Here is a 26,595-nt window from a genome sequence, read left to right as displayed (position 1 = left end):
TATGCGCCAGAACTGGGAGCACTACTGAGACGGGGTCGTAGGGAAGATATTGTCTCCACCAATTCCCCTTCCTTTCGTCCCCCAATCCCGCCCACTGCACGTGCATCTGCCCCTTTCGCATACCGCCCTGTCGCCATTGAGTGAACCAGAGTGCGCGCATACGACTTGTACTTCACTGTCCGACGTTTGCTCAGTGTTAGTTAGCTCTCTTGTGAGGGGTGCTCGTGCAAGTGTGGTTTGTTCGCGTATTCTGTGTCTTTCTCCCTACGCTCCTTGTTGTCTGATGGGTTGTCTGCTGCCTAGGGACTGGCGGGACTTTTCCTCCGTCCCGTGCAGTCGTTAATGTCTCTGCCTTTATGTCTCCTGCTTCCTGTCTCTCGGTCGCCCTTTGGTTCGCGATAGGCCGTGTTCGCACGGGCCCGCCGTCTTCCATCACGCGGTTGAATCACCTTGAACCGGTGGGGTGGTTTCAGGGACTTCATGACGACCGTGGCACTTGTGCCGTTTCTCGGAGCTGGTGACCAATAGCTGCCATGCTCTACCCGCCCACCGGGGATTTCCTCCCGCCCGGACGGGATATCGAAGCCGCCCATACTGCCCATTCCATCTTCGTATTGCGGTTGAGTCGCTGTGTGGGGTCGCGTGTCTCTTGGTAGTGTTGTCGCTGGTTGCGCGTGACTCCCGAGCGACGTAGAGCCTGCGTCGCGCGCGGGACGGACACGTGCGACGAACACGGGCTGCGGCCTGCTCTCTGAGTGGAGCTAACTACTTCAGCGTGTACGCTGTGGTCCTGCGGCACCCCCTGGTGGGTCTTGGCGCCCGTTGTGCGTCGTGTGCAGAGGTGGTCTGTGGCTAAATGTGTTTCCATGGCTATGCGCCCGTGCAATGACAGGGTCGGCGGCCGTTGGCACCCGTCGGCCGATCGTTCACTTCCTGGCGATCGTGTCGTTGTGGAGTCACCTCGCGGTCGTGTTCCGAATCGTACACCACTATCGTGCGACGATAGTATCGAATTTTACCGTCCTTGTCTCCCTAATCAGCATATTGGCCTCGTATCGTATCCGTCCGTGCGCGGGTATGTGTCAATGAGTGAAGCCGGCTGTTCGCATCTGCAATCATCTGTGGTGTGGCGGGAGTTGCGAACGGCAACCCCGCCACCCGGCAACTTCGCGAACTCCACGCAGGATCCCTGCGAGTTGGAGTATCTGCTCTTCCGCCAGACGACGTCATCGATGCCCGACGCGACCATGCCGTTGTGGACGTGTGGCACTGGAGACTCCCGGATCGCCGCAGGGGGATGCAACTTCTCCGGATCATAGCCGCGGTTCACATGCTCCGGCACGAGCAGATGCACGTGCACTGACGGTGTTTGCCCTGCTACGGAAGAGGTTTCGCCGCTTCCGCAGCAGCCCGGCGAAAGCGAAGCGGGGTCACCGCTTCCGCAGATATCCGATCAACCGCGCATAACTCTCGGCGCCGTGGCCGTCCGCCACGGCCTTTCGCACCAGCCCCCGGAGGAGTTCGGGAAACTCCGGGTCGATCCCGCGGAGCTCGCTGGCGTGCACGAGGATGTCCATCGTCATCAGATGGAGATCCAGCGGAAAATCCCCGCCCGCCGCCGACCCCGAATCCACCTGGCGGGCACAGTCGTTCATGAACACCCCGACCGTATTCATCCACCGGCGGGCGACGTCCGTGAACGCGGTCGCCGACACCCCGCCGCCGGAGTCGGCCCCGACGATCGCGGTGCTGTGCAGCCACCCGGTGAGCGTGCCCCACATCAGCCCCAGCAGTGCCGTGTCGTACACGGAGGGCAGCCCGGGATCCTCCGCCACGTGCACCGGGTCGCCCAGCGCGCCGAGGACGGAGCAGTGGGCGTCGAAGACGGCCCGCGGACCGCCGTAGAGCAGGAGGGCGCCCGGATCGCCGATGCGGCCCGGCGTCGACATGACCACCCCGTCCAGGTAGCCGGCGCCGCAGCGCCCGGCCCACACCGCCGTCTGCCGCCCGTCCCCCGGCGGCCCCGAGGTCAGATTGACGACCGCACGCCCCTTGAGCGCCCCGGACACCGGCTCCAGAACCTCCAGGACCGCGTCGTACGTGGACACGCAGATCACCGTCAGCGGGCTCGCCGCCACGGCCTCCACGGCGGTACGCGCCACCGCCGCTCCCCGGGCGGCCGGCGCCTCCGTCTTCCCCGGCGTGCGGTTCCAGACGGTCGTGCCGTGGCCGGCCGCGAGGAAGGCCCCCGCTAACGCCGCCCCCATCGACCCCATCCCGAGCACACTCACTTCCGATCCCATAATTCCCCCTACTTCCCTCGGAGTTGCACGGACCAGCGATCCAGGTACGCCGTAAGTGCCCGCCGGTCGGTCGCCCGCGCGCGCAGCCCCACGTGTCCGTCGGGCCGTACGAGCAGCAGCGTGCCGTCCGGCAGCGCGTCGGTGCGGATGCGGAAGGCCGCGACGGGCAGGGCGTAGCGCCCGGTGATCCGCCGCAGGTCCGCGGTCCCGTCACCGGTCACCAGGGCCGACCACCGCTGGTAGGACAGCAGCTCGTGCAGCCGCCCGGGACCGGTCTCGCTGACGACGTCCCAGTCCGGCACCCGGTCCCCGGGCCGGAGCCCGCCCCCCTTGGACCGACCCTTGAACCGCCCCTCCGCGGACAGCTCACTGCCGCGGTGGTTCCTCCCGAAATCACTGAGCAGTTCGCCGCCGCGGCGGGTGAAGCGCTCGCTGCGCAGGACGTGCGGCAGGATCAGGCGTATAGCGGCCAACGTCCGCCGGTCCGGGGGCAGTTCGAGAATGTTGCGCCGCATGTGGCGCATGACGCGGAGGGCTGTACGGCGCTGTTCGGCGTCGTACGTGTCGAGCAGCGCCTCCGGGCACCATCCGTGGTGGACGGCGGCGAGCTTCCAGCCGAGGTTGTGGGCGCCGAGCAGCCCGGTGTTGAGGCCCCGGCCGCCGATCGGGGCCCACAGGTGGGCGCTGTCCCCCAGCAGCAGCGCGGGCCCGCTGCGGAAGCGGGCGGCGATGCGGTCGTGGAAGCGGGCGCGGTTGGCCCAGTGCGGCTCGGTGGGCCGGAGCCGTACGCCCTCCTCGCCGGTGGCGCGGGCGACGACCTCCTCCATCTCCGCCCGGCCGGGCGGCTCTTGGCGACCGGGGTCCGGATCCGCGAGGAAGGCGAAGAGCCGGATGGCACCGCCGGGAACGGGGTCGCAGATGAGGGAGACGCCGTGGTTGATGAAGATCCGGGTGACCTCCGGGCGGTACGGGTGGCTCCACTCGGGGACGGCATTGAGCTGCACGCACTGGAGGTTGACGCGGCGCTCCCCTTCGAAGGCGGCGCCGATGCTCTTCCGTACGAGGCTGTGGGACCCCTCGGCCCCCACGACCCACCGGCACCCGACGGTCCGGGTACGCCCTTCCGGCGTCCGGAGATCGACCTCGGCCCCGCCCTCCCCCACCCGGACCCCGACGGCCTCCGTCCCCCACTCCACGTCCGGCCCCCACAGCCGCATGCGCCCGCGCAGGATCGTCTCGATGGCGTCCTGCTCGATCCCGAGCGGCACCGGGAACGCGGTGTCCTCCATCGGCATCTCCTGCGCCCCGACGCACCGCCCGGCCACGTGGAACTCCCCCCGCGCGAGCGGCAGTCCCTCCGCCATGAACCCGTCCGCGCAGCCGAGATCCCGGAGCGCCTCCAGGGCGCGCTGCCATACGACGCTGGCGCGCGGCTCCTGCCTGCTGTCCGCCCTCTTGTCGACGACGACGGCGTCGACCCCGTACCGCCGCAACGCGACGGCGAGCGCGAGCCCGGTGGGGCCTGCGCCGATGACGACGACGTCCCGAATATCCCTGATGGCATGATCCATCGGGCCTCCCCCTGTTGGGGTTGATTGTGGGGTATGGGCAAGGTCGGCCTCAATGGCGCGTGTTGGGTGGGTGGGGGTGTGTTTTTGCCCCAGCCCCGCCCTTTCACCATTTCCTCCGGGGCAAGCCCCGGACCCGACAGACAGTCCTCCGGCCTCCGGGGCGGGGGCTGCGCCCCCCCTGCACCCCGCCGCATCGCCCTACGGGCGGTGTCCTCAAGCGCCGGGCGGGCTGGCTGACTCGGTCTGTCCGGAGGTTGCCCCCTCGGGGCAGCTTGAGGGGGAATGCGGCGTAGCCGTGTTGAGGGGGGTGCGGGGGCGGAACTCTGGCGGGGGCACAGGGGGCGAAGCCCCCGCCGGGGTGCAGGGGCGGAGCCCCGCCACCGCGCGGAGCGCGGTTCGGGTCCGGGGCCCCGCCCCGGGGAAACGGTGAAAGGGCGGGGCTGGGGCAAGCAAAACGCCCAGGCCACCCCCGTTGTCAGACCCCCCTGCCAAACTGATGCGCACCGGCCGGCGGAGACGGACCACGGGGGTGCCCGTCTCCGCCGCACCGGCAAAAAACCACCCCCAAGTGGCCCACCACCGCGAGCGATCACCCCCCACCCCCACGCACCATTACGGCAGGAAAGCAAGCCACCACACCGCCGCCGGGGAGTGACCCGTGATGACCCTCAGCCTCGCCCAGCTGAGCCGCTGCACGATCGCCGTCGACCTCGGCGCGTCCCGCACCCGCGTCTACGCCCGCAGCACCGGCCTGATCGTGGACGAGCCGTCCATCGCCGCGGTCAACACCAGGACCGGCTCGCTCATCGCCGTGGGCGCCCTCGCCGAGGGCATGGCGGGCCGCACGCCGGCCCACATCCGTGTCGTCAGACCCGTATCCGGCGGCACGGTCGTCGACATCGACATGGCCCAGCGCATGCTGCGCCACCTCATCAGCGACAAGATCCGACGGGCCTGGCGCCGCAAGCCCCTCCTCCGCGCCGCCGTCTGCCTGCCGCATGACGCGGAGCCGATCGCCCAGCGCGCCGCCGTGGAGACGCTGACCGGCCTCGGCGCCCGCCGCGTCGAGCTGGTGGACACGCTCGTCGCCGCCGCCGTCGGCTGCGGGCTGCCCGTCCAGCTCCCCGAGGCGACGATGATCATCGTCTGCGGGGCGGCGTCCACGCAGGTGGCCGTCCTGTCGCTCGGCGCGATCGTCGCGGCGGAGAAGGTCCAGGTCGGCGGCGACGCGATCGACTACGCGGTCGTCCAGCATCTGCGCAGCGAGCACGAGCTGATGCTCCCCACCCAGGGCCTCTACCCGCTCCACATGGCCCTGAGGGCCGACCGCCTGGCCGGCGGCGGCACCGAGACCGAGGTCCGCGGCCGCGACGTCGCGACGGGCCTGTCCCGCACCGTCCTCGTCAGCACCACGCACGTGCGCAACGCGATCCACACCCCGCTGACGGCCGTTCTGGACGCCATAGGGCGCGTGCTCCGCGACTGTCCGCCCGACCTCGTGGCGGACCTGGGCACCCGTGGCGTGATGCTCGCCGGCGGCAGTGCCCTTCTGCCGGGACTGGACACGATGATCGAGGACGCGACGGGCATGACCGTGCACATCGCGGAGAATCCGGACCACTGCTCGGTCCTGGGCCTGGGGATGATGATGGAGGGGAAGGTCAAGCCGATGACCATCGACCCCTTGGTCATGCGCTGACGAACCCCTTGGGAACTTCTTTAACTCCAGAGCAGTTCAGCCTGTGCAAGCACGTTTTCCACAAGGAGAGACACGCACATGGCGCTCTGGGACCGGCTCAAGGAATCCGCCACGACGATGCAGGGGCAGCTGGTCGCGAAGAAGAACGAGCTCAAGAGCGGCGCGTTCCGCGACGCGAGCATGGCGATGTGCGCCCTCGTGGCCGCCGCCGACGGCTCGGTGGACGCCTCCGAACGGCAGCGCGTCGCCTCGCTGATCGCCACCAACGAGGTCCTGCAGAACTTCCCGGCGGACGACCTGCACGCCCGCTTCACCGACTACTGCCAGAAGCTCGCCGTCGACTTCGACTTCGGCAAGGTGAGCCTGATGCAGACCATCGGCAAGGTCGCCAAGAAGCCGACCGAGGCCCGCGCGGTCATCCAGATCGGCATCGTGATCGGCGGCGCCGACGGCGACTTCGACAAGGACGAGCAGGCGGTCGTCCGCGAGGCGTGCTACGCACTGAGCATCGCCCCGTCGGAGTTCGACCTCTAGACAAGATCCGATAGACGGAAATCCGGAAGCGCGGGCCGCCCAGAGGATGTTGGCGACCCGCGCTCCCTTGGTCCGCTCAGGCCGGCAATGTCACGGAAGAGTTCCGGCCGGCGGACGCTTTCTTGTGGCCGTTGCTGCTGCCGTTCACCTGGCCCGACCACGTGCCCAGGGCGATCTCCGCGGTGATGCCCGGCCCGAACCCGGCGATGACACCGCGCGCGGAGTGCGCGGCACCGCCGTCCTGGAACAGCCTCTCCAGCGCGTCGAAGACGACCGCGCTCGCGATGTTCCCCCGCTCGACCAGCGTCTGTCGGCTGTAGCGGAACATGTTCTGCTCCAGCTCCAGATACTTGCCGAGGTCGTCGAGGATGCGCGGCCCGCCCGCGTGCACGATGTAGAAGTCCAGGTCGGACACGTCCCAGTCGTGCGGTTCGGCCATGTCGCGCATGGCGGGCGCGAGCATCGCCATCGTGCCGGGGACGCGCTTGTCCAGGAGGAAGTGGAACCCGGTGTCCTTCACCGCGTACGAGATCCACTCCTCCGTGTCCGGGACCAGGTGCGACCCGTTCGCCTCCAGCTGCACACCCGTCCCGCCCTCGCCCCGCACCACGGCGCAGGCGATGGCGTCCCCGAACAGCCCGTTGGACAGCAGGTTGCCGACCGCCAGGTCCGTCGGCTGGTACAGCAGGGAGCAGAACTCGCACGCGACGATCAGCACATTGGACCCGGGGTAGGCATTGCAGAAGTCATGGGCCCGGTTGATCGCCGCGCCCCCCGCCGCGCAGCCGAGCTGCGCGATGGGCAACTGCCTCGTCTCGTTCCTGAAGCCCATGGTGTTGATCAGCCAGGCGGTCATCGACGGCATCATGAAGCCGGTGCACGAGACGTACACGATCATGTCGATGTCCCGGACGGTCAACTCCGCGTGCTCCAGGGCCCGGTCGATCACCGCGGGAACCCGCGCCTTGGCCTCCGCCTCGTAGATGTTGTTGCGGGTGGTGAAGCCCGGGTGCTGGAGCGTGGTCTCGATCGGCTGCACCAGATGCCGGGTCTGCACACCGGTGTTGCCGATCAGCCGCAACGCCAGCTCCAGTTGCGGGTGGTTCGCGTGCAGGGTCCGCGCGAGCTCCAGGGTCTCCTCCCGGGTGATGATGTGTTCCGGGACGGCGATGGCCGGTCTGCACAGTGTCGCCATGGTCGACTTCCTCCTTGCCCTTGCCAGGACTTACCAGGCGACCGGCAGGGTGAGGGGATAGCGCCAGATCGACACGGTGTTCCACTGCACCTCCTCCGCCGGTACGGCCAGGCGCAGTTCGGGGAACCGTTGGATGAGCGTCCCGATGGCGATCTGGAGTTCCATCCGGGCCAGATGGGCACCGAGGCAGTGGTGGGACCCGTGCCCGAAGGTCATGTGCGGCGCGGGCTCGTCCCGGTCGAAGTCGAGCTCGTCCGGCCGGTCGTACGCGCCGCCGTCGCGGTTGGCGCAGAGGTACGAGACGTGGACGATGTCGCCGGCGGGGATGGTCACGCCGTCGAACTCCACGTCCTCCAGGGCGACTCGGGGGATCCCGACGCCCTGCCGGAAGGGGATGAAGCGCAGCAGCTCCTCCAGCGCCTGCGGCATGATCTCCGGCCGGTCGCGCAGCTGGGCGAGGTGCTTGGGGTGGGTGAGCAGCGTGTAGACGATGTTGCAGATCTCGTACGTGCTGGTGTCGTGGCCCGTGACCAGCAGGAGCATGCCCATGACGGCGAGCTCCTTCTCGTCGAGCTGCTCCTCGCCGACCCGCGCGGTGGCGAGCGAGCTCAGCAGGTCGTCGCCGGGGTCGCGGCGGCGCGCCGCCGTCAGCCGGGCGAAGTACGCCCGGAGCCCGGCCTTGGCCTCGGCCGCCGACTCCTTGTCGTCCGGCTTCATCGACATCATGGCCATGGCCCAGGCGCGCAGCTGCGGACGGTCCTCGTCGGGGACCTGGAGCAACTCGCAGATCGTCATCAACGGCAGCTTCCCGGCGAGGTGGTGGGCCACGTCGGCGGGCTGCCCGTGCTCCTCCATCTCGTCCAGCAGGCCGTCCACCACCTGCTGGGTCTTCGGCCGCAGGCTCTCGACCATCTTGTTGCTGAACCCCGTCGTCACCAGCCTGCGCAGCCGGCTCAGCGCGGGCGGGTCCATGAGGTTGATCGCCTCGGACTGGGCGATCGGCGCCGGTGTGATGCGCGGAAAGTCCTTCCCGATCAGCGCGGCCCGGCTGAAGCGGCGGTCCTGGGTCACCGTGCGCACGTCGTCGTAGCGCGTCACCAGCCAACAGTCGCCCTCGCCGTACGGCATGCGGATCTTGGCCACCGGGGCCTCCGTCCGCATCCGCGCCATGAACGGGTCTGGTTCCAGGGCTTCATCGTGACGGAAGGGACAGGCCCGTTCGGATTCCTCAGTGGTCATACGAAGCACTCCCCATACCCATCGGGCACGGCCTTGGTGGCGCGCCGGTATCTACGGATCAATTCCGTAGGGGCAAGCACGCCACACCTATACCCGGATTGTTCACTCGATTTGTGGACTTACCCGTGTAAATGAAACAGCATTCTTTCGAACACACCAGAGGTACTCACCCAATCGGGTGAACTGCTGCGGAAGCATGCCAGGAGCACACAACAAGTCCGTGCGCCCCCTCATCCGACATGAAGCGACATGTCCACAGGAAAGGACGCACGAACAGCCCCCGTTACCTCCTCTGCGCACCGAAATCGGCCGAATCCCGTCGCCCGCCGCGCCGACCGACGCCGCCTAGCCCTGCTCGATCCCGTGCACCCGCTCGTGCGTGTGCGACTCGATGTCCTTGATCGAGATGTCCAGCAGCTGGCCGGCCAGCACGTTCAGCGCGCGGGACGCGGCGAGCTCGTCGCCGATGGCGGGCACGTTCTCGTCGGCCGGGTGGCAGCGGGCGGTCCCCTCGCCGACCATCGGCCCCGGGGCCCGCCCGGTCAGCCGCGCCTCGGCGGTGACGGTGTGGTCGTGCTCCTCGATGACGACCTCGACGGTCCAGACCTTGCTCTTGCTGCCGCTCATTCGGCGACCTCCTCGGCCTCCCCGGCAACGGTTGTCCCCTGGGACCACGCTGACATGGGTGGAGGTGGGGCGCACGCCGGGGGCGCGAGAGAAAGGGCAATGCCCCTACGGTCGCGCCGCGAAGTCAGCTTCACAGAACGGCACTTGGTGACCGGCCGGACACGCTACGCTGAGCGCGCTGATGGTCATCGGCCGCTGGGACCGGTGCTGTTCCCGCTGCAAGCAGTGCCCCCCGTTTTTCAGGGGGTGCGGTTAGGACGCTCTCCCTGACGGGGGGCTCGCCTACAGCGGGTTACGCACCTGCAGAAAGGCGGCCGTACATGGGCCGTCACGCAAAGGACAGAGAACCGCTCATCAGGTGGCCCCAGGTCCGCTCGTACCTGAAGCGCGCCCTCTGGGCGATCTTCGTACAGGCGGTACTGGAGGTGATGCGCCGGTTCCGGTGACGGCCGACCCTCACCAGCAGGATTAGTGAGGGGAAACCGTCACAGGACCCTGTCCTGCCGGAGTCCGCCACTTGCCACTTGATGGCGGGCTCCACCTTCAAGCTAGCACCTCCGGCAGTGCCCGCGCCCGGGATACTCCCGAAATCGATTTCGGGAAATCGGTTGGGGAAACTGCGGTTGAGCCTCCCCCGACGGCTCACCGACGGCGCCCCGCCTCGGGCGCGAAGGGCACACCGCTCGCCAACGCGCGCCGCCCGACGACCAGCGCCTCGCCCAAGAACCCGACACCGATGGACAGTTGTACGGGCCGCGCCCCCTCGTGCATGCCCATCGCCGACGCGAACAGCCCGAACCCGGCCGAGACCGCCAGCGAGGCGACGAGGACCAGGAAGGTGCGGCCCGTGTAGCGATGCCACAGCACGCCGTCCCTCTCGAAGATCCGGATGGTCGTCCCACGCACGGCGCCCAGCGCAAGCCCCAGAACAGCACCCACGGTCGCCCAGGCCGCATCCGCGCCGGTCAGCCCGTCGGCCTCGCACAGCGCCCAGACGCCCAGGCCGGTCAGCACGACCGGCGGCGCGAACAGATCGCGTGCATTGAGAGGTTCACCGGTCAGCCGTTTGACCACCACGACGACGGCGACGACCGCGATCACCACCACGAGCAGCCATGTGCTCATCCCCCGGCCCCCCTTACGCCCTTGTCGCCCGCGCGAACGACTCCGCGAGCTCCCGCGCGTGCCCCTCCAGATCGTGCTCCGGGTGCACCCCCCAGTACTCGAACATCGCGTCCACGGCCGCCTGCAGGCTGACCGCCATCACCCGCACGTCGAACTCCCGGAACGCCCCGCTCTCCTGCCCCTCCCGGAACGTCGCCTCCAGAAACGCGTACAGCGCCTCACTCGTCCCCACGCCATAGCGCAACGTCCCCTCCGCGTCACGCATGTTGTGGAAGACCTGGCCGAGTGCCGCCAACTGGGCCCGATGACCGCGCATATACGCCGCCAGCGACTCGACATAGGCCCGCAGCCGCGCCCCCGGATCCTGCTGCGCCGCCATCCGCGGCTCCAGGAACACCCCCATCCGCTCGTAGACCTGGTCCACGAGCCGTTCCAGCAACTCCTCCTTCCCCGCGAAGTGGTACGAGATCACCCCCTTGCTGATCCCCGCCCGCTGGGCGATCCGCGCCAGCGACGCCTTCGCGTACCCCTCGTCCGCGAGCGTCTCGACGGCGGCGTCGATGATCTGCGCCCGCCGCGCCAGCTCGATGAACGACCGGTCCGCGTCCGACTTCGTTTGTCCACTCGGTTGACTTTCTGACCGCATGGCCAAAATCTTAGACATACGGCCAACGCGCTGTAAAGATCAGCGCAGAGACCGAGGCCCGGGCGCCGGCCGGACCTCGGTCTCCGTTCGTTCTCTGCGCCCCTCAGACCACAAGCCGCTCCACCGGCTTGTGCGTGTGTTGCTCGATGTCCGTCGCCGCCTGGTGCAACAACTGATTCGTCAGCGACGACATGGCGCGCGCGGCGGCGAGCTCGTCCCCGATCGCCGGGACGTTCTCGTCCGCCGGGTTGCGACGCGCCACCCCTTCACCGACCATGGCGCTGCCGGAGGCGGCCCCGCTGAGCCGCGCCTCCGCACTGACCGTGTCGGCGTTCTCCTTGATGCTGATCTGGACGTTCCAGCTCTTCATGGAGGTCATCGGAGAGCCCTCCTCCTGCTCCGGCCACTTACTCTCCATGGTCACACCGGCGCGCGCCCCCTGCACGCGCTACCGCCCCTCGCGGCGGCGGGGGCGGCGTACGGGCCGGGGCGCCCGCCCGTCCGGCGGCCCGACGGCCGGCCCGAGCGCGCGGTAGTCGACGACGCGCCGCAGCCCGCAACGACCGCAGGTGGCCACGCCGTTGTCCGTCGTCCACTCACCCTCGGGGTGTGGACAGTCGTCCCTCATCGGACCGGTCCGGGTGGTCCCGGCGCCGGTGCTCGGCGAGGGCGTTGATCGCCCGCTGCGTGGCACGGAAGTCGCGCAGGCGCCAGGCCGCCGCGCGCTCGATACGGAGTGCTGCGCACAGCAGGCAGGGGGGATCACTCGGTCGCGGGGAGATTGCGTTACTCACGGTCCAAGCGTGGTCAGCGGCGCGTAGCCTCGGCAGTCTCGTTTTCGGGACATGACGCACTGTCCCGTATCCACCCACCGGGAGGGGCGCGCAATGGCGGAGCAATCGCCGCCCACGTGGCGGTACTGCGGGAGCCAGGTCAAGCTCTGGCGCTACAGGGCGGGCGTCAGCAGGGAGAAGCTGGCCCAGGAGGCGAACTACGCCGTCGAGACGGTGAGGGCGATGGAGCAGGGCCGACGAAGGCCGACGCCGCGCCTTCTTCAGGTCGCGGACGACCTGTGCGGTGCCGGGGGACTGCTCGTGGCAGCGCTCACTTACCTGAAGCCAGAGCGATACGTTCCGCAGGTGGGCGAGTTCATGGATGCGGAATCGCAGGCGATCGCCCTGTCCTCGTACCAAACGCTTTACATTCCCGGGCTGTTGCAGACCGAGGCCTACATGCGCGCGTTGATGACCAAGGCCTGGCCACCCATGGAGGACGAACTCCTTGAGGAACGCGTGACCGCACGGCTTCTGCGACAAAAGCAGCGCGCTGACAAGGCGGCCCGACGCCCTTCAACTTCGTGCTCTACGAAGCGGCGTTGCGCACCTGCGCCGGAGGACCGGAGGTCATGAGGGGGCAGCTACAGCGTCTGCTCGACGCCGGATCTCTACGAAACGTCTCCGTCCAGGTACTGCCATTTGCCGCAGGCGCGCATTCCGGACTGAGCGGCCCCTTCGTGCTGGTCGAAACCCCTGACCACGAGCACTACGGGTACGTAGAAGGGCAGGGGACCTACGTCCTGCACTCCGACGGTCCCACCGTCAGCTCCATGGAGCAGTTGTGGGGCCACCTCCGAATGCACGCGCTGAACATCGAGGATTCGGCGCAGCTCATCAGAAAGGTGATGCGAGAGCTATGAGCAGCGAACCTCGCTGGTTCAAATCCAGTTACAGCGACGTCCACGGCCAGGAATGCTTGGAGGCCGCCCTCTCCTACAGCACCATCCGCGTCCGGGACTCGAAGCTCGGCCCCTGCGCCGAGCTGTCCTTCCCCCAACACACCTGGGCCGCCTTCGTATCCTCCATACCCGACGCTTGAGACCCGGGATCCGGGGGCCGAGACCCAAGCGCTCTATCCAAGGAATGGATGGTTGGCTCAACCCACCCACCCTCCCAACTCGCCTGCGTGCACGCACGAATGACCGATTCTGATCGACTCGCGGCGCCCAGCCGCGCCCGTGTAGCGTGCGCAGCAACAAACGACCCCCGCCGGTGTTCGCAGCACCGAACGGGGGTCTGACCACGCAAGATCGAGGCTGTAAGGCGATCTCCATGGCTGTAACCAACCTTACTCCCCCCATGGCCGCTCCCGGCTACGGAAAGCGCTCGGCGCCCGACCAAACCCCGCGCACCCGGGCCGACTTCGCGCACCTCCCGCCCCGCGAGGCCGCGATCGCCGCCTACATCGACCGCCTCCCCGAAGGCGCCGCGATGGACGTCAAGACGCTCGCGAAGCAGATCGCCGGGTACGGCCAGCAGGCCGTGGCGTCGGCCCTCAAGAACCTCTCCCTCGCAGGCTACCTGCGCCGCAACCGCGAGCTCGCGAGCGAGGACGGCACGCAGTGGGTGACCCGTACCCACTTCTCCCGGACGGCGCGGGACGACGCGTGGTGGACGACGTACCTGAACGGCGACGTCCCGCCCGAACGGCAGGAGCCGGAATCGCGCCCCGCCGCGTACGAGGTGCTGGCCTCGGTGGGCCGCACGGAGCCCCAACTGTCGCTCTCAGCGGCCGAGTGCGCGGAAATGACGCCGCTCGTCGACGAATGGCTGGCACGCGGGGCGACGGCCACGGACGTCATCCGCGCGTTGACGACGGGCCTGCCGCCGGAGGGGGTGCACAGCCCGGGCGCGTTCGCCCGCAGGCGACTGCGGGACAAGATCCCGCCGGAGCGGGTGGTACGGACACGGTCCGTGCCGCGGCGCATCTCCCTGCTGGAGTGCACGTCGTGCGGCATGGAGGGCCGCCCGGAGGAGTTGCCGGGCGGCATCTGCCGGACGTGCAGTGCCGCGCCGCAGGAGCCGGACCGGACGGAAGTCCCCATGGAGCTCACGGACTTCGTCCGGAACCTGAGGGCCGAGATCCGCGAACGCCGCGCGCAACGACCTCGCCGGTAAGGGGATCCGCGCGCGGGTCCGCCGCGCGGAAGCCGCCGCGACACCGGCCTGGGCCTGCGGGAGTCCGGCCACCGAGGCGCCGGTGGTCGGCGCCTTACCAGCCGCCACCTCCGTCGGAGCCACCTCCGTCGTGGCCGCCGCCGTGGTGACCACCGCCGCTGTCGTGGTGACCGCCGTGGTGGCCGCCACCTTGGTGTCCACCATGGTGGTGATGGCTGCCGCCGCTGTCATTACGGCTACCGCTGTCGCCGTCGTCCACGGCGTACACGTCGCCGCCACCGCCACCGCCCCCGGAGCCCGTCCCCCTCCCACGCTTCTTGGGCTGCTTACGACCGAACAGCGAATCGACGATCTTCTTCAGTCGTCCCGCCATCGTGACCTCCCCCGTATTCAGGTTGTGCGTCGGTGCCGCCCGCCGTCATCGTCCGCCGGGCGGCGCGTCGTATCGCGCGGGAGCGCGCGGGGCGCGGGGCGCGCTCAGTCGTCGTCCGCGCGCAGGAAGTCCTCCACCACCCGGACCAGCTCCAGCGGCGTCTCGTCCATCGGGTAGTGCCCGGCCGAAACCAGCTCGTGGAGCTGCCCGTTGGGATACCAGCGCAGCCATGTGGACCGCGTCAGCGCGGCCGTGATCGCGGGGTCCAGCGCCCCGACGACCGCGAGGGCGGGCACCGTCGAGCCCTCGATCTCGGCGTGGAAGTCGTCGCGGCTCCAGGAGTCGAGCCAGGCGCGGAAGGCGGTGGGGTCGCTGCGGTCCAGCGACCGTTGCACCATGCGCTCGATCCAGCGGTCCGGGCGCCGTCCGCCGGAGGTGGTGTCGATGATGGCGCGCCGATTGACGGGCAGGTGTGCGGAGTTGACGAACAGCTCCCACTGTTCGGCCGGGAGCGGCAGTCCGGAGGCGGGCACGGGCGTGATGCCGACGAGCCGGCGCACCCGGTGCGGCGCCAGGGCGGACACCCGCTGGACGACGCTGCCGCCCATGGAGTGCCCGACCAGCGAGAACCGTTCCCAGCCCAGCCTGTCGGCCAGCGCCAGCACGTCCGCGGCGCCCTCGGCCGTCGCGTACTCCCCCTTCGCGTCCCGGGCCCCGCCGTATCCGCGCAGGTCGGCGACGGCGTACTGGAAGGCGGCCCGGTCGACGTCCGGCTTCACGGCGTCGTAGGCAGAGCGGTCGGCGAACCATCCGTGGACCGCGACGACCTTGTGGGGTCCCGCACCGTGCAGGGCGTGGGGCAGGACGAAGGGGAGGACCACGGCGACTCCCGGGGCGATGACTGGAAGAGCCCGACATTTCACGGTAGTTGGCGGACCCACACTGACGGGAGTACGCAATCCGGCCACGGCGCGCGCGTGCACTCTGCGCAACCAGTCGCTCACCGTCGGCGCATGGGCCCATGGGGGCGGGGGGAAACGCTCCTGGTGAGCACCACGTCACCAGCAACACGGAGGAATCCGCGTGAAATTGCGTTCCTGGGCCGCCGCCGCGGCCCTGTCCCTGACGGCGCTCCTGATGCCGGCCACGGACGCGGCGGCCGCCCCGCCCGCCGGCCCGCCACCCTGCCCCGGCGGATCCGTCTGCTTCTACAGCGGTGAGGACTACCACGGCTCCAGCTGGGAGTGGACGGCCAACAGCGGCTACCACGACCTGCCGCCCAAAACTCCACGACAGCGTGGGCTCCTTCGTGGCGAGCACCGACGCGTGCTTCATCAACTGGCAGCCGAAAGAGACCCGGACGGTGCACAACGGCGACTGGCGCCGTTCGTACAAGGGCGACTTCGGCGGCAAAATCGACGGGGTGAACGCCGGGCACTGCTGACTCCCACGGGCCCGGGCCCGGTCAGCCGCCCCGGGCCCGGCTCGCGGAACGAACGCCCGGGCCCGCACTTCAGCCCGTCCGGCGATTGAGGACAGCGCCCGCAGGGCGCTTCGGGAGCGCAGGGGCACAGCCCCGGTCGGAGCCCAACGGGCTCACCCCCCAAGGGGCCAGAGAGCGCAGCCCCGAGCAGGTGTCCAAGGGACGCAGCCCCGGCCAGGGGTCCAGGGGGCGAAGCCCCCGGTGGGGTGCAGGGGCGAAGCCCCGCCACCGCGCGGAGCGCGGTCCCGCGGCCCCACCGCGCGGAGCGCGGACCCCGCGCGCGGCAGCGCGCCGCGGGGTGGCGCAGGGGCAGCAGCCCCTGCGGGAAACGGAGAAAGGGCGGGGCGGGGAGCAAACCCCAGCAACGTCACCCCGGCACGCCCCCTCCCCCACGCGGATGAAGTTCGCATTGCCACACCCAAGCGCAGGGCAGGGTGACGGGCGGCAACATCCGACGCGACACGAGGTGAGCGACAGTGATGAAGACTGCCCGTCTGCTGACGGCGGCCCTGACCGCGGCCCTGGCCCTGACCGCAACAGCGACGACCTCATCGGCAACGCCACAAACGACATCACCGAAGATCGCCGCGAAGCGCCTCAACCTCTCGAACAAACACAACAGACAGTCGGTCACGGCCCACAAGGGCGACGAGATCACCGTCCACCTCACGGGCGAGCAGACGGAGTCGTCGACGTGGGGCTGGACCGCCCCCACCGCCGCCAGCACCGCCATCCTCCGCCGCGACGCGGTCGGCTCGTCCTCGACCGGCGAGACCACCGCGGTCTTCCACGCCCAGGCGGCGGGAACGACCACCCTCGACTCCCAACTGCGCTGCACACCACGCAAGTCCGGTCACACGTGCTCGGACACGGTCGTCCCGTGGCAGGTCACCGTGAAGGTGCGGTAGCGGAGGCCACGGCCTCGACGCCCTCCGCGGGCTCACCCCTCCCGCGACGCGTCGGTCCCTTTACTCCGGTTCTGCGCCAACACCCCGAGCATCGCCCCCACCCCGAGCCCGAGGGCGATGCCCAGACCCAGGTTGTCGAAGAAGAGCAGCCCGGCGACCACACCCACCAAAGGGCCGAGGGAGACCCCCATGACCAGCGCGTTGTTGTCCCGCCCGTTGTTCGCCATCCGCACATTGTGCCGTGACGGCGTCGGGACCCCGCAGGCCCTCCCGGCCCCGGACACACGACAGCCCCCGGCGCTCCGTACCGTCCCGCGAGCCTTCGGTCGTCGCCGACTGCTCCGTTCCCGGTAGGTGCCCTCCGGGGGCCTAGCCAGTTTGCCGAGATGGGTGTCACTCGGATCGATGAACGTCTCCACCGATGGGTGCGGCTCTCACCGGTTGTCTGGTGTATTTGCCAGTGTGCTCCCGATTTGCCCAGAGTCAAGAGGCCGTCGGAGAAAAAGCAAAGAGCCCAGATCACGTAGTACGTGACCTGGGCTCTTCCTCTGAGCCGCCTTCGGGATTCGAACCCGAGACCTACGCATTACGAGTTCAAGATCACTCGTGTTGAGGCGGTTCGCGTCATGCCGCCCGGTGGCTGTCTGTGCAGGTCAGCGCCGGGCGGCGGTGCGTGGAGGATCACGCGGTGACGACCTGTCCGAAGGCGTCCGGGCTCACACGGGGCTCACCCAGGGCTCACGGCGACAGCCACTGTGACCTGCATCGACAGGGGTTCTGAATGGGGTCTTCCGCCCCGCCATCGGCCATCGAGGCGCCGTCGACCGACAGATCCCCCGCCAGCCCGATCAGACGCCCCAACTCATCCAGACTCCCGACCCCCGCCTGCACCGGAGTGTCGCTCGGGCCGGACAGCTCCGTGCGGACCGGCTGGTCCAGGCCGAGGAGCCGACACTCGCGCTCGATGATGCGCACCGCCCGATCCGTGGCCCGGTAGTCCCCCGATCGCACCGCCAGCTGGTACATGGGAAAGAACAGGCGTTCCAGGCGCTTCATCATCAGCTGCCGCAGCTCGTCGGTGCTCCGGCTGAGCTCTGCAGCACGCTCCTTGAGAGCCTTGGAGACGTCCCTGCACGCCAGCTCGATCAACCGCTTGTCGCTGGGCGGTGCCAGCCCTTGCCTGTAGCGGTCGATGCCGTACCCCTGCGGGTAGGCGCGTTCGTCGGCGTTGATGGACGGGTCGGCGGCAAGCTTTCGGCCGATGGCCGGCCAGCCGACGCCCGCGACCCTGAGATCGACGGCGTCGGTGCGGCGCTGCGTGATGGCGGCTTGCACGGCGCGGTTGGGGCGACCCATGAACAGACTCCTGAGCCCCGCACCCGCCACCAAGGATCTCGCAACACGACAGGGAAGCCGACACATACGCCTTCGCCCCAGTTGGAGGAACCCGATCGGGGCGAAAGGATGCAGGCCCCAGGCCGTGTGGGACTCGAACCCACAACCAATGGATTAATAGTCCCGAGGAATCTGTCCAAGAGGACGAGCCGTAATCCAGTTCGGTGACTCAAGCGCAGGTCAGCAGGGGTGCAGCGTCCATCTGACGCAGGCTTATCCGGGCCCGTCCAAGGGCGTCCGTGGGATCCCAGCAGTACTCGCCGAAAAACAACGAAGTAGCCCCTGACCTGGGGATACTCCGTCAGGTGCCGTTGCTGAGGGCGTTGACGCGGTTCACGTACTCGCGCCGGGCCTTGCGCTGGGCCGGAATCGCCGCGGCGCCGTCGAGCGGCTGGCAGCGTTCGAGGAGCCGGCGGTGGACCGGGGGTACGGCGGTGACGCGCAGGGTGTATCCCTGGCCGCGGCGCACGGTCACGCCGTGGTCGAGCGCGGTCCGCTCGGGGGGTATCGAACTGGCATACGCCGGAAACAGGCAACAGGGCGTGCTCCGGGTGATGAGGGTGCCCAGGACGGTCGGCAGGACCGTCCTGGGCACCCTCATCGTGTTCTCGCAACGGGAACGGGACCGGCGGTGGTCAGTCGTTGGGGCTGATGTTCCGCCAGACCGGGGCGACGCCCGGTTCATCGCCCTTGTCGGCCCAGTACTGGGCGAGCCAGCGTTTGCCCTTGTGGGTGACCACGTCCCCCTTGTCGTAAGTTTTCTTCGGGTCCCACTTCACCGCAGAGCATTGAGCCGAGCCGGCGGGCGGCGCCACTGTTTGTGTGCCGTGGCGCCGGTCACCGGTGATGCCGAAGGTCTTGCCCTCGCTGGTGATCGTGACGTTCGCGGGACCGGTGGCGGGCAGGTAGTACTTGACGGGGATGTCCATGCTGCGCCCGGCCGGGATCTCCTGGCATTTCTCCAGGGTGATCGTGACCCGGTGGAACTCCCCCTTCAGGCCCCCGACGTTGGGCCCCAAGTGGCCGGGGTTGACATCCTTGTACGGCTGCCAGTTGCCGTCCTTGATGACGGACGGCGCTGACGTCGGAAGGTCGAAGGAGACCTTGGCGCCCCCGGCGATGGTCTTGTCGCCGCGGTTGGTGATCCGCAGCTTGGGCTGGAGCGGCCACAGGTCCTTGTTGTCGGTCGGGTACTTGGCGAACGTCATGTCCGCGTCCAGGACCTGGCTGGGCAGCTCGGTCTTCCCCGCGCGGGTCGCGCCGTAGGGCCCGGCACCGCGTTGGGCGTCGTCGAGTTGCCTGGTCAGGGTGTAGCCGGGCACGCACTGCCCCGACGTGTCGTCCGGGCACTCGTAGTCCCCGGCCAGTTCCCAGATCATCGCGCCGCCCGCGCCCTTGTTCTTGATGTAGTCGGCCTTGGCGGCAGTGTCCTGGGTGTCGTGGGTGGAGAGGAACACCTTCTTGTCCTTGTGCCACAGCCAGGACGCCTTGAGCGTGCCGTTCCAGTGGCGGGTATAGCCGTCGGTCCGGTTCGCGGGGTCCTTCGGGTCCAGACCGAACCGGGGCAGGTAGCTGGTCACAGCGCCCCGTTCCAGGTTCTTGGCGTGCCACATCGGGTTGGATCCGGCGGCCAGCTCATCGCCCGCGGCGGTCTGGTCGTGCCACAGGTTGTCGATGCCCGAGGCACCGGAGCCGCACTCCGTCGTACCGCCGTTGGGGCCGGTCCCGTCCGGGCACTGGGACTGGTCCTTGAGTTTGGAGATGCCCCACAGCCCGTTGCCCTGACCCCCCTGTACGTCCTTCCAGCCGCGTGTGTAGTACGGCACGCCCATGTTGATGCGCCCGGCCTGCAGTGCGCCGCGGAAGTAGTGGTAGGACCAGTCGGTGTTGAAGAAGCCCTCCTGCTGGTACTCGGGGTTCTTGGCCTTGTCGTAGATCCCGGTGGCGGCCAGCTCCACGTCCTTGCCGTCGTCGTAGAGCGGTGCCTGCGGGCCGACGTAGTTGTTCCACGAGCCGTGGTAGTCGTAGGACATCGTGTTGACGAAGTCCAGGTACTGCAGAGCGCGGAAGTCCTCCTGGCCGCGCAGCAGATAGCCGGACGCGGAGGCCGCCGCGGTGAGCTGGTAGTACTTGTTGTCCGCGGCGGAGGCCGCGTCGAGCTTCTCGCGCAGGGTCTTCATCAACGCGGTGTTGCCCGCGTTCAGGCCCTTGCGGCGGGGATTAGCGACGGGCCAGTCCTCCGGATTGCCCGCGTCCTTGAGAGAGGTGGGGTACTCGTAGTCGATGTCGACACCGTTGAAGCCGTAGGTGCGCAGGAACTCGACGACGGAGTCGGCGAAGGTGTTGATGGCGGCCTGATTGACGCTGCCGTCCGCCCTGTTGGTGACGGTGTACAGGCCACCGGACTTCTCCCGGCTGCCGTCGGGCTTCAGGATGCCGCCCGTCTCGGCCCAGCCTCCCACGGAGATCAGGGTCCTGACCCTGGGGTGCTGCTTCTTGTACTTGTTCAGGAGGTTGAAGTTCCCCTTGTACGGCAGGCTGGCGTCCATGTCGGCGCCGGGCACCTGGGGCCAGGTCATACCGGTGGCCGGGTTGTCCGGGTCGTTCACATCGCCCACCGAGATGCGGTTGTTCTTGTCGACGTGCGCGAAGGCGTAGTTGACGTGGCTCAGCTGACCCCAGGGGATGCTGCGCGGCAGGTACATGGGCTGCCCGTTCCGGCCGGTGCGCCAGCCGGTGAAGTACCCCACCGTCCGCCGCGGATGCCGTTCGCCCATGATCTCCCGACCCTGGTCGTCGTAGATCAGGCAGTACGGGGTGTCGACCCCCTTCGTCGCCGTCATCCCGTCCGGACGGCACGTGGCATGGTCCGCCGCGGCGGAGACGGACCGCGCTGCCCGGCCCTTGATCACGGGCTCCGGGTCGGGCGGCGGCGTGGGGCCATACCGCAGGGACCGTTGGAGCGGGTCGTTCTGGTCGGTCGCGGTGGAGTACGGAGCGAAGGACCAAATCTGCCAGCCAAGCGGGGAGGCACACTCCGTGGCCACCACGATGTCCCAGCGGTCTCCCGGATCGTCGTCCGCAGGCAGGGACAGGCACAAACCGTCCTGCCCCCCGGCCACCCTGCTCTGCAGCCGGAATGCCTCCCCCTTGTACGGGAGCACCTTCCACAGCTGCGCGGAGGAACTCGTGCAGGGCTTCAGGTCGACGCCGGCCGGCGCGTCACTGCCGGCAGGCGGATCGTCGATCTCGACGCACTCGCCGGCGGCGGGGCTGTGCAGCCGCAGGTACTCGCCCCGCCAGTCCATGGTCCACTCCGCCCTGGTGGGGGTGGGGAACGGTTCGCGCTGTTCGGCGCGGACCGTGGTGGCCGGCAAGCCGCGCGGGTCGCCGGTCAGCATCTGGCCCGTGTAGAGGTTCTGCAGGCCCTCCGATCCCGGGTAGGCGACCGGCAGATCCACCGTCTCGAAATCGGGTTCGCTCAGGTCCTGGTGGGTCTGCGGAAAGGTCCAGTGCTGTCCCGCGCCATCCCCACACGGATACAGGCCCGCCATGGTGCTCTCGCTGCTGAAGACTTCCAGGCATCGCCCGTAGCGCAGGTCACGGATCTGGTACTGGTCGTTGCCGAGCGAGACAAGGTCGAACCGTTGGTTCGAGGAGTTGGAGCAGTCGTACAGGGACACGGATTGCGGCACATTTTCGCTGACCGTTGCGCACTTGCCGCCGGGCTCGCGGATCCGGAATCCGACCTTATCGTCGAACTCGATGTCGAACCGCTGGGAGCTGTCCTCGGGATCACGCCTCTTCGGGTTGAGCCATTCGCCGCCCCACGGTGCCTTCTCGGGGGCCATCACCAGGCCGTACGGCACGCTCTCGATGTAATGGGGGTTTTCGAACAACGGGCGGGGCTCGGCCTGCGCACGCAGGCCGCCGACCGCGACGGCGAAGTGGTCGGCGCTGGCCCCGGGCTGCCGCGTCACCGGATGGTCGGCGATGTTGGCAGAGGACACGGCGTAGTCGAACTCCTTGCGGCCGATGTGCGTGGGCAGACCCGTGTTGTAGATGTACGAGCCGGCCGGGATGACGAGGTCGCTCGGCTCCCGGTTGAAGTCGCCGAGCACGGTCCACTCTTCGTTGCCCGGCCGCTGGCTCACGAAATCGTCGACGCGGGCCAGCATGGTCCGCGCGTCATTGCCGCCGCCGCTCATGGCGTGGTAGCTGAAGTACCAGGCGGTGCCGAAGCGGACCCCGATCATCGCGCGCCCCCCGCTGTAGGGGTTGGGGATCGCCGTGACTTCGTCGGCCTCCCGCTGGGTGACCAGCGCGACGTTGTTGCGGTTGCCGACGTAAGTGCCGCCGTTCTGGTCGGTCTGCAGGAAGTAGACCTCGTAGCTCTCGTGACTGAACCTCCAGCGGTGGTGCTGGATGTAGTTGGCCCGCCCGATCGCCGGCAGGCCCGGAATAGCGGCGCTGCGGTTGACGAACTCTCCGATCGGGATCGCTCCCGCCTCCTGCACCGCCACGATCTCAGCGGCCCTGAGGTAGCGGCCGATATTGGTGGTCCACTTACTCCCGCCGTCGGCGCCCAGCATGTTGTACGCGAGCACCGGCGTGCTCCGCAGCGGCGAGGCCTGGGCAGGGCCGGCCGGGAGCACCACGAGCGCCGCCGAGGCCACGAGTGTGGCCAGCGCGATGAATACAGCGGTGACGGCGCGCCGGCGCGGCCTGGTGCCGGCAGCCGGCAGCCCGCAGCTCCCTGGCGGGGCGCTACCCCGCCCTAAGGTTCTCCTCAGTCTCCTCATGCGTCTCCCTTGGATCGAACGGATCGGATGGTCCGGCTGGGCGGGCGCACCCGGGCGCAGTGCTCACCCGGCACACATCGGCCTTGGGGTGCCGTATGGACCACCCGGACACGGCCGGGACACACGCCCCAGTACTGATGCACATTGCCTCACCTTTACCCGGAGCCGGTTTCAAGGTTCCGTGTTCTGTGCGGTGCGCCGACAGGGCCCCTTCAGCCAAGTCCGCGTGCACTCTGCTCGTCGGGGTCCTGTCCCGGGTGCGCGTAGGCGTAGTCGGCGGGATCTTGCATGCCGTCAGGAACGCACGGCCGCCCGGTGGATGGCCTGCGCCGCGCTCTGACGGCACCCGAAGAATCGTTCCCCTTTGGGTCACCCGCACAAATATCCACCCTGCCGGCGCGAGGTTCCGCGTGGTCGATCGCGTCCATCTATCGACAGCTTGAATGAAGTGCAAGGCGAGCAGACCCGGCGGCGGGGCCAGTTCACCCGGCCGGAGTACGGGGCAGCGATGAGAGCCCGGAAGGCGCGAGGGCCACCACCCGGCGCCGGGCTCTCCGGCCTTCGGTACTCGGTACAGCGGTTATCGGCGAGATCGATCTTGGTCAGGGCGTGAGGGCGCTGACCCGGTTCACCAGGCGTGACTCGCTCCACCGCCCGACGGTGGGTGCTACTCCTTGATCAGGCATGTACTCCCGTTAGTCATGACTGCGCTCCCGTTACTTGGTCGGCTCGGCCGCGCAGGCGAGGTCCTTGGCCGGGCGCCGTCCGGTGGTCAGGAACGCGGTCGCTGTGTCGTTGGCGCAGGTGTTGCTGCCGAATGGGTAGACGCCGTGCCCGCCCTGGTCGGCGGTCACCAGCCTGGCCCGCTGGCCGAAGGCCTGCCGTAGCTCCTGAGCCCCGACCAGGGGTGTCCCAGGGTCGCGTTCGTTCTGCACCATCAGTACGTTCGACGGGCCTTGGTCATCGATGTGCACCGGCGGCTCGGGTCGCTCGTGGGGCCAGAACGCGCACGGGCCGATGGATCCCGTGGACCCGCCCACCAACGGGTACTTCGCCCGGTCGATCGCGGCATTGCGCTGGTACGTCCCGATCTTCGTGGGCCAGTGCGAGTCACCGCAGATCACGAGGAAACGGCTGGCCAGCAGGTTCTCCGAGACCGACGGGGGCGGCACCGGCTTGCCCTTGTCGAGCGCCTGCCAGGATTCGGCCAGTGCGGGCATCAGGACCTCGACGTAGAGGCGGTCGAAGGTCATCCCGCGAAACAGCGTCCCGTCCATGCCGCCGACCGGTTCGGCATCGAGACGCTTGGCGAGTTCGTGGAACTTGGCGGTCACCTGCTCCGCAGTGGTGCCCAGACCGTACCGGGGGTGCGCGGCCGCGAACTCGGCGAAGTCCGGGAACCGGTCCTCCATTCCGCGACCGAGCCGGCGGAAGGCCTCGAGGTCGTAACCGCCGGGACCAAGGTTGCTGTCGAGCAGGATCCGGTCGCCGCGCTCGGGGAACATCGAGGCGTACGCCGCGCCGAGGTAGCTGCCGTAGGAGGTGCCGAAGTAGGAGGCCTTCGTCTCGCCCAGCGCCGCGCGGATCAGGTCCATGTCGCGTGCGGTGTTCGCGGTGGTGATGTGCGGCAGCATCCACCCGGTCCGCGAGGTGGCGCACTGCCGGGCGACGGCCTGCGCGTTCTTCGCCTCCCGGGCGACGTCGACCGCGGTGTGCGCGTACGGCGGGAAGTTACCGCGTTGCTGCTGCCACGGTGTCAGGTCACAGGTGACCGGTGTGCTGCGGCCGACGCCCCGCGGGTCGAAGCCGATCACGTCATAGGAGTCGACGACGTCCTTCGGCAGCCCCGCATGGGCGAGGATCGCCGGGTAGGCGAGTCCCGCGGCGCCGGGGCCGCCCGGGTTGGTGAAGAGCACACCGCGGCGCTTGGCGGGGTCCTTGCTCGCCATCCGGGAGACGGCGATCTCGATCTGCCGGCCGTGGGGATGGCGGTAGTCCAGCGGTACGTCGAGCGTCGTGCACTCGAGACGGGGGGACGCGGCCTCCTTCGGGCACGGGCCCCATTTCAGGGATTGCGGCGTGGCCGCCACTGTGCTCGCGGTCGTCATCGTGTTCGTGGTCGCCCCCGGTGCCCCGGGAGCCACGACAGCGGCGACCGTGGTGGCGGCGACTGCGGTGCCCGCGAGGGCGAGGGACAGGGCTTTCCGGTACATGCGATGTCCTCCTGGGGGCGCACGAGGTGTCGGCAGGGGCGGGCGGGGTTGGCCGGTCGGCCGCGGGTTCCCCCGGTGTCACCGGCCTGGTCCGCGGGCTGTTCCGGGTGCGGTGCTTCTGCCGCTTCCGCCCGGGCGGAACACGCAGCTCCACGGCGCTAACCCCGCCACCGCATCCCCTGCCGTCGCAGCCGGTGGATTTCCCACCAGACCAGTGCCGTCACCGACACCGGGCCACCGAGGAACGCGCAGAGCGCGAGCGGCACCGGGCCCGGCGGCAGACCGCCCGACGACAGGCCAAGGAAGGCGAGCACCCAGACCAGGACGGCGGTGACCAGCGCGGGCAGCGCCGCGTGCACGGCGGCCAGGTTGAAGGCGTGGCGCAGCGCCGGGCCGGAGGCGAAGCAGAGGAAGAAGATCACCCACCAGAACGGCGCCCAGCACACGAACATCACGGACACCCAGAGCAGCACCCCGGACAGCCCGTTGGCGCTGCTGGGCAGCAGCCCCATCCCCTCGGCCGCGGCCACAAACAGCAGCGGCACCAGCGCCCAGGCACCGCAGTACCACAGGGCCGACCGGCCGGCCGGCCACAGCTCCGTCCGCATGGCCCGCCGCGTCTCGGGCCTGGCCGCCCAGAAGAGCAGCGCCACTGCCACCGCCGCACTCAACAGCGCCAGCCAGGGCGCGAACACCAGCTTTTGCAGAACATCCCCCGGCACGTCCTGCCAGCCACCGAACACGGCCAGCAGCACCCCCGTCATGGCGAGGGCCACCCAGGCCCGCACCCGCTGCACCCGGGCTACCTCGGGATCCTCGACGTGCCCGGCTGGGCGTACGGGGAAAACCCGGCGCGCCACACGGCGGGCCGTACGGGCCAGCTGGTAGCCGACCAGCAGCGGCACGGTCAGCCACCACAGGAACGGGAGGAGCAGCACCAGCAACATCCAGTGGGACATATACTCCCGCCGTCCCCGCAACACCTCGCCCAGCGGCGGCCATTCGTCCTCCCGCAGCCGTCGCCACAACGGCGTGTACGGCCGCGGCGGGTCACCCGCGGGCCGTGGCCCGCCGTTCGCGGGCGGCAGGCCGGACGGGCGGGGTGGGTCGATGCTCATGGGCATCCCTTCCACGGTCCCGGAAAAGGACGCGCCCCGACCCGGCCACGGTTCCCGACCGGACGCCCGTGCTGCCGGGGCGCTCCGCGCCGGCCCTGGTACCGGGCATGAGGCCCCGGTCCAGTCGCGCTTGACCATGCCGCGGCTGCATGATTTCGAATGGAGTGAGCCGGGCGGTGACGCCGACGCCTGAGCAGCCGGACGGAGTGCGAGGCGATGGCGTGGAGTACGCGTGAGGTCGCCAAGCTCGCGGGTACCAGCCTGCGGGCGGTACGGCACTACCACGAGGCCGGGCTGCTCGACGAGCCGGAGCGCCGTGTCAACGGCTACAAGCAGTACGGCGTGTCTCACCTGCTGGCGCGCCGTCACATCTTCGAAGCAGTCATCCGCCCACGGCCAGCACGAGCGCC

At 69.2% G+C, this 26,595-nt stretch carries 26 protein-coding genes and 2 pseudogenes; 10 read left to right on the top strand and 18 right to left on the bottom strand.

Going from position 1 to position 26,595, the window contains the following annotated elements:
- Positions 1 to 1,036: 1,036 nt before the first annotated feature.
- The 3 genes from ABD794_RS19010 to ABD794_RS14750 all read right to left on the bottom strand — a co-directional run bounded on the left by ABD794_RS19010 (position 1,037) and on the right by ABD794_RS14750 (position 3,874).
- Positions 1,037 to 1,270, bottom strand: coding sequence for a DUF397 domain-containing protein (locus tag ABD794_RS19010; protein ID WP_425586026.1), 234 nt, complete (start codon positions 1,268 to 1,270; stop codon positions 1,037 to 1,039).
- Between the two features lie 160 nt (positions 1,271 to 1,430).
- A complete protein-coding gene (locus ABD794_RS14755) occupies positions 1,431 to 2,303 on the bottom strand; it encodes an NAD(P)-dependent oxidoreductase (RefSeq protein WP_344963722.1) in 873 nt (290 codons plus the stop codon).
- A gap of 8 nt (positions 2,304 to 2,311) precedes the next feature.
- A complete protein-coding gene (locus tag ABD794_RS14750) occupies positions 2,312 to 3,874 on the bottom strand; it encodes an FAD-dependent monooxygenase (protein WP_344963720.1) in 1,563 nt (520 codons plus the stop codon).
- Between the two features lie 661 nt (positions 3,875 to 4,535).
- On the opposite strand from ABD794_RS14750, the gene ABD794_RS14745 reads away from it, so the two are divergent.
- Together ABD794_RS14745 and ABD794_RS14740 are read left to right on the top strand one after the other, a co-directional pair.
- Positions 4,536 to 5,573: a rod shape-determining protein gene (locus ABD794_RS14745; protein ID WP_344963718.1), complete on the top strand. Its 1,038-nt coding sequence runs from the start codon at positions 4,536 to 4,538 to the stop codon at positions 5,571 to 5,573.
- Positions 5,574 to 5,651: 78 nt separating this feature from the next.
- Positions 5,652 to 6,107: a tellurite resistance TerB family protein gene (locus ABD794_RS14740; protein WP_344963716.1), complete on the top strand. Its 456-nt coding sequence runs from the start codon at positions 5,652 to 5,654 to the stop codon at positions 6,105 to 6,107.
- 76 nt (positions 6,108 to 6,183) lie between these two features.
- On the opposite strand, the gene ABD794_RS14735 is transcribed toward ABD794_RS14740, so the two are convergent.
- The 7 genes from ABD794_RS14735 to ABD794_RS14705 all read right to left on the bottom strand — a co-directional run bounded on the left by ABD794_RS14735 (position 6,184) and on the right by ABD794_RS14705 (position 11,567).
- Positions 6,184 to 7,329, bottom strand: coding sequence for a type III polyketide synthase (locus tag ABD794_RS14735; protein ID WP_344963726.1), 1,146 nt, complete (start codon positions 7,327 to 7,329; stop codon positions 6,184 to 6,186).
- A gap of 3 nt (positions 7,330 to 7,332) precedes the next feature.
- Positions 7,333 to 8,541: a cytochrome P450 gene (locus tag ABD794_RS14730; protein ID WP_344963714.1), complete on the bottom strand. Its 1,209-nt coding sequence runs from the start codon at positions 8,539 to 8,541 to the stop codon at positions 7,333 to 7,335.
- Positions 8,542 to 8,886: 345 nt separating this feature from the next.
- Entirely contained in the window at positions 8,887 to 9,168 is a 282-nt protein-coding gene (locus ABD794_RS14725; protein WP_344963712.1) for a DUF1876 domain-containing protein, read from the bottom strand.
- Between the two features lie 642 nt (positions 9,169 to 9,810).
- Positions 9,811 to 10,293 carry a DUF1453 domain-containing protein gene (locus ABD794_RS14720; RefSeq protein WP_344963710.1) on the bottom strand — a complete coding sequence of 161 codons (483 nt, stop codon included), beginning with the start codon at positions 10,291 to 10,293 and terminating at the stop codon, positions 9,811 to 9,813.
- 13 nt (positions 10,294 to 10,306) lie between these two features.
- Entirely contained in the window at positions 10,307 to 10,939 is a 633-nt protein-coding gene (locus ABD794_RS14715; protein WP_344963708.1) for a TetR/AcrR family transcriptional regulator, read from the bottom strand.
- Positions 10,940 to 11,042: 103 nt separating this feature from the next.
- Positions 11,043 to 11,318: a DUF1876 domain-containing protein gene (locus ABD794_RS14710; protein ID WP_344963706.1), complete on the bottom strand. Its 276-nt coding sequence runs from the start codon at positions 11,316 to 11,318 to the stop codon at positions 11,043 to 11,045.
- A gap of 69 nt (positions 11,319 to 11,387) precedes the next feature.
- A complete protein-coding gene (locus ABD794_RS14705; RefSeq protein ID WP_344963704.1) occupies positions 11,388 to 11,567 on the bottom strand; it encodes a DUF6255 family natural product biosynthesis protein in 180 nt (59 codons plus the stop codon).
- Between the two features lie 259 nt (positions 11,568 to 11,826).
- Here ABD794_RS14705 and ABD794_RS14700 point away from each other — a divergent pair, with 259 nt between their 5' ends.
- From ABD794_RS14700 to ABD794_RS14685, 4 genes are all read left to right on the top strand, one after another.
- Positions 11,827 to 12,348 carry a helix-turn-helix domain-containing protein gene (locus ABD794_RS14700; RefSeq protein WP_344963702.1) on the top strand — a complete coding sequence of 174 codons (522 nt, stop codon included), beginning with the start codon at positions 11,827 to 11,829 and terminating at the stop codon, positions 12,346 to 12,348.
- A complete protein-coding gene (locus tag ABD794_RS14695; RefSeq protein WP_344963700.1) occupies positions 12,297 to 12,635 on the top strand; it encodes a DUF5753 domain-containing protein in 339 nt (112 codons plus the stop codon). The genes ABD794_RS14700 and ABD794_RS14695 overlap by 52 nt, the downstream gene beginning before the upstream one ends.
- Positions 12,632 to 12,814, top strand: a complete 183-nt coding sequence (locus ABD794_RS14690; RefSeq protein WP_344963698.1) for a DUF397 domain-containing protein — start codon at positions 12,632 to 12,634, stop codon at positions 12,812 to 12,814. Before ABD794_RS14695 ends, ABD794_RS14690 begins: the two co-directional genes overlap by 4 nt.
- 260 nt (positions 12,815 to 13,074) lie before the next feature.
- Positions 13,075 to 13,893, top strand: coding sequence for a hypothetical protein (locus ABD794_RS14685; protein ID WP_344963697.1), 819 nt, complete (start codon positions 13,075 to 13,077; stop codon positions 13,891 to 13,893).
- Positions 13,894 to 13,987: 94 nt separating this feature from the next.
- On the opposite strand, the gene ABD794_RS14680 is transcribed toward ABD794_RS14685, so the two are convergent.
- Positions 13,988 to 14,266: a hypothetical protein gene (locus ABD794_RS14680; RefSeq protein ID WP_344963695.1), complete on the bottom strand. Its 279-nt coding sequence runs from the start codon at positions 14,264 to 14,266 to the stop codon at positions 13,988 to 13,990.
- Between the two features lie 104 nt (positions 14,267 to 14,370).
- A complete protein-coding gene (locus ABD794_RS14675; protein WP_344963693.1) occupies positions 14,371 to 15,147 on the bottom strand; it encodes an alpha/beta fold hydrolase in 777 nt (258 codons plus the stop codon).
- A 256-nt stretch (positions 15,148 to 15,403) separates the two neighbouring features.
- Here ABD794_RS14675 and ABD794_RS14670 point away from each other — a divergent pair.
- From ABD794_RS14670 to ABD794_RS14660, 3 genes and pseudogenes are all read left to right on the top strand, one after another.
- Positions 15,404 to 15,484: pseudogene (locus ABD794_RS14670) on the top strand (peptidase inhibitor family I36 protein); the annotation flags it as partial.
- A 91-nt stretch (positions 15,485 to 15,575) separates the two neighbouring features.
- Entirely contained in the window at positions 15,576 to 15,710 is a 135-nt protein-coding gene (locus tag ABD794_RS14665) for a hypothetical protein (RefSeq protein WP_344963727.1), read from the top strand.
- A gap of 518 nt (positions 15,711 to 16,228) precedes the next feature.
- Positions 16,229 to 16,657: a hypothetical protein gene (locus ABD794_RS14660; protein ID WP_344963692.1), complete on the top strand. Its 429-nt coding sequence runs from the start codon at positions 16,229 to 16,231 to the stop codon at positions 16,655 to 16,657.
- Positions 16,658 to 16,689: 32 nt separating this feature from the next.
- Here ABD794_RS14660 and ABD794_RS14655 read toward each other — a convergent pair whose 3' ends face one another.
- The 6 genes from ABD794_RS14655 to ABD794_RS14630 all read right to left on the bottom strand — a co-directional run bounded on the left by ABD794_RS14655 (position 16,690) and on the right by ABD794_RS14630 (position 26,185).
- A complete protein-coding gene (locus tag ABD794_RS14655) occupies positions 16,690 to 16,884 on the bottom strand; it encodes a glycine zipper domain-containing protein (RefSeq protein WP_344963690.1) in 195 nt (64 codons plus the stop codon).
- Between the two features lie 511 nt (positions 16,885 to 17,395).
- Positions 17,396 to 18,013 (bottom strand): hypothetical protein, encoded by a 618-nt coding sequence (locus tag ABD794_RS14650; protein WP_102918208.1) that lies wholly within the window; start codon positions 18,011 to 18,013, stop codon positions 17,396 to 17,398.
- A gap of 340 nt (positions 18,014 to 18,353) precedes the next feature.
- Positions 18,354 to 18,647, bottom strand: a complete 294-nt coding sequence (locus tag ABD794_RS14645; protein ID WP_228773265.1) for a hypothetical protein — start codon at positions 18,645 to 18,647, stop codon at positions 18,354 to 18,356.
- A 40-nt stretch (positions 18,648 to 18,687) separates the two neighbouring features.
- Positions 18,688 to 22,728, bottom strand: coding sequence for a glycosyl hydrolase family 18 protein (locus tag ABD794_RS14640; protein ID WP_102918209.1), 4,041 nt, complete (start codon positions 22,726 to 22,728; stop codon positions 18,688 to 18,690).
- Positions 22,729 to 23,570: 842 nt separating this feature from the next.
- A complete protein-coding gene (locus ABD794_RS14635) occupies positions 23,571 to 25,067 on the bottom strand; it encodes an alpha/beta hydrolase (RefSeq protein WP_102918210.1) in 1,497 nt (498 codons plus the stop codon).
- A gap of 158 nt (positions 25,068 to 25,225) precedes the next feature.
- Positions 25,226 to 26,185, bottom strand: a complete 960-nt coding sequence (locus tag ABD794_RS14630) for a hypothetical protein (protein WP_311775599.1) — start codon at positions 26,183 to 26,185, stop codon at positions 25,226 to 25,228.
- Positions 26,186 to 26,401: 216 nt separating this feature from the next.
- On the opposite strand from ABD794_RS14630, the pseudogene ABD794_RS14625 reads away from it, so the two are divergent.
- A pseudogene (locus ABD794_RS14625) lies at positions 26,402 to 26,542 on the top strand (MerR family transcriptional regulator); the annotation flags it as partial.
- Positions 26,543 to 26,595: the final 53 nt, after the last annotated feature.

This window comes from Streptomyces thioluteus (assembly GCF_039535865.1).
This window is presented reverse-complemented; position numbering and strand designations above follow the sequence as displayed.

Bases quoted from the DNA above. Each gene is read 5' to 3' on its own strand.
- ABD794_RS14755 (WP_344963722.1), bottom strand. From the start codon at position 2,303: ATGGGATCGGAAGTGAGTGTGCTCGGGATGGGGTCGATGGGGGCGGCG.
- ABD794_RS14750 (WP_344963720.1), bottom strand. From the start codon at position 3,874: ATGGATCATGCCATCAGGGATATTCGGGACGTCGTCGTCATCGGCGCA.
- ABD794_RS14745 (WP_344963718.1), top strand. From the start codon at position 4,536: ATGACCCTCAGCCTCGCCCAGCTGAGCCGCTGCACGATCGCCGTCGAC.
- ABD794_RS14740 (WP_344963716.1), top strand. From the start codon at position 5,652: ATGGCGCTCTGGGACCGGCTCAAGGAATCCGCCACGACGATGCAGGGG.
- ABD794_RS14730 (WP_344963714.1), bottom strand. From the start codon at position 8,541: ATGACCACTGAGGAATCCGAACGGGCCTGTCCCTTCCGTCACGATGAA.
- ABD794_RS14725 (WP_344963712.1), bottom strand. From the start codon at position 9,168: ATGAGCGGCAGCAAGAGCAAGGTCTGGACCGTCGAGGTCGTCATCGAG.
- ABD794_RS14720 (WP_344963710.1), bottom strand. From the start codon at position 10,293: ATGAGCACATGGCTGCTCGTGGTGGTGATCGCGGTCGTCGCCGTCGTC.
- ABD794_RS14715 (WP_344963708.1), bottom strand. From the start codon at position 10,939: ATGCGGTCAGAAAGTCAACCGAGTGGACAAACGAAGTCGGACGCGGAC.
- ABD794_RS14710 (WP_344963706.1), bottom strand. From the start codon at position 11,318: ATGACCTCCATGAAGAGCTGGAACGTCCAGATCAGCATCAAGGAGAAC.
- ABD794_RS14705 (WP_344963704.1), bottom strand. From the start codon at position 11,567: ATGAGGGACGACTGTCCACACCCCGAGGGTGAGTGGACGACGGACAAC.
- ABD794_RS14700 (WP_344963702.1), top strand. From the start codon at position 11,827: ATGGCGGAGCAATCGCCGCCCACGTGGCGGTACTGCGGGAGCCAGGTC.
- ABD794_RS14690 (WP_344963698.1), top strand. From the start codon at position 12,632: ATGAGCAGCGAACCTCGCTGGTTCAAATCCAGTTACAGCGACGTCCAC.
- ABD794_RS14685 (WP_344963697.1), top strand. From the start codon at position 13,075: ATGGCCGCTCCCGGCTACGGAAAGCGCTCGGCGCCCGACCAAACCCCG.
- ABD794_RS14680 (WP_344963695.1), bottom strand. From the start codon at position 14,266: ATGGCGGGACGACTGAAGAAGATCGTCGATTCGCTGTTCGGTCGTAAG.
- ABD794_RS14660 (WP_344963692.1), top strand. From the start codon at position 16,229: ATGAAGACTGCCCGTCTGCTGACGGCGGCCCTGACCGCGGCCCTGGCC.
- ABD794_RS14655 (WP_344963690.1), bottom strand. From the start codon at position 16,884: ATGGCGAACAACGGGCGGGACAACAACGCGCTGGTCATGGGGGTCTCC.
- ABD794_RS14650 (WP_102918208.1), bottom strand. From the start codon at position 18,013: ATGGGTCGCCCCAACCGCGCCGTGCAAGCCGCCATCACGCAGCGCCGC.
- ABD794_RS14635 (WP_102918210.1), bottom strand. From the start codon at position 25,067: ATGTACCGGAAAGCCCTGTCCCTCGCCCTCGCGGGCACCGCAGTCGCC.
- ABD794_RS14630 (WP_311775599.1), bottom strand. From the start codon at position 26,185: ATGAGCATCGACCCACCCCGCCCGTCCGGCCTGCCGCCCGCGAACGGC.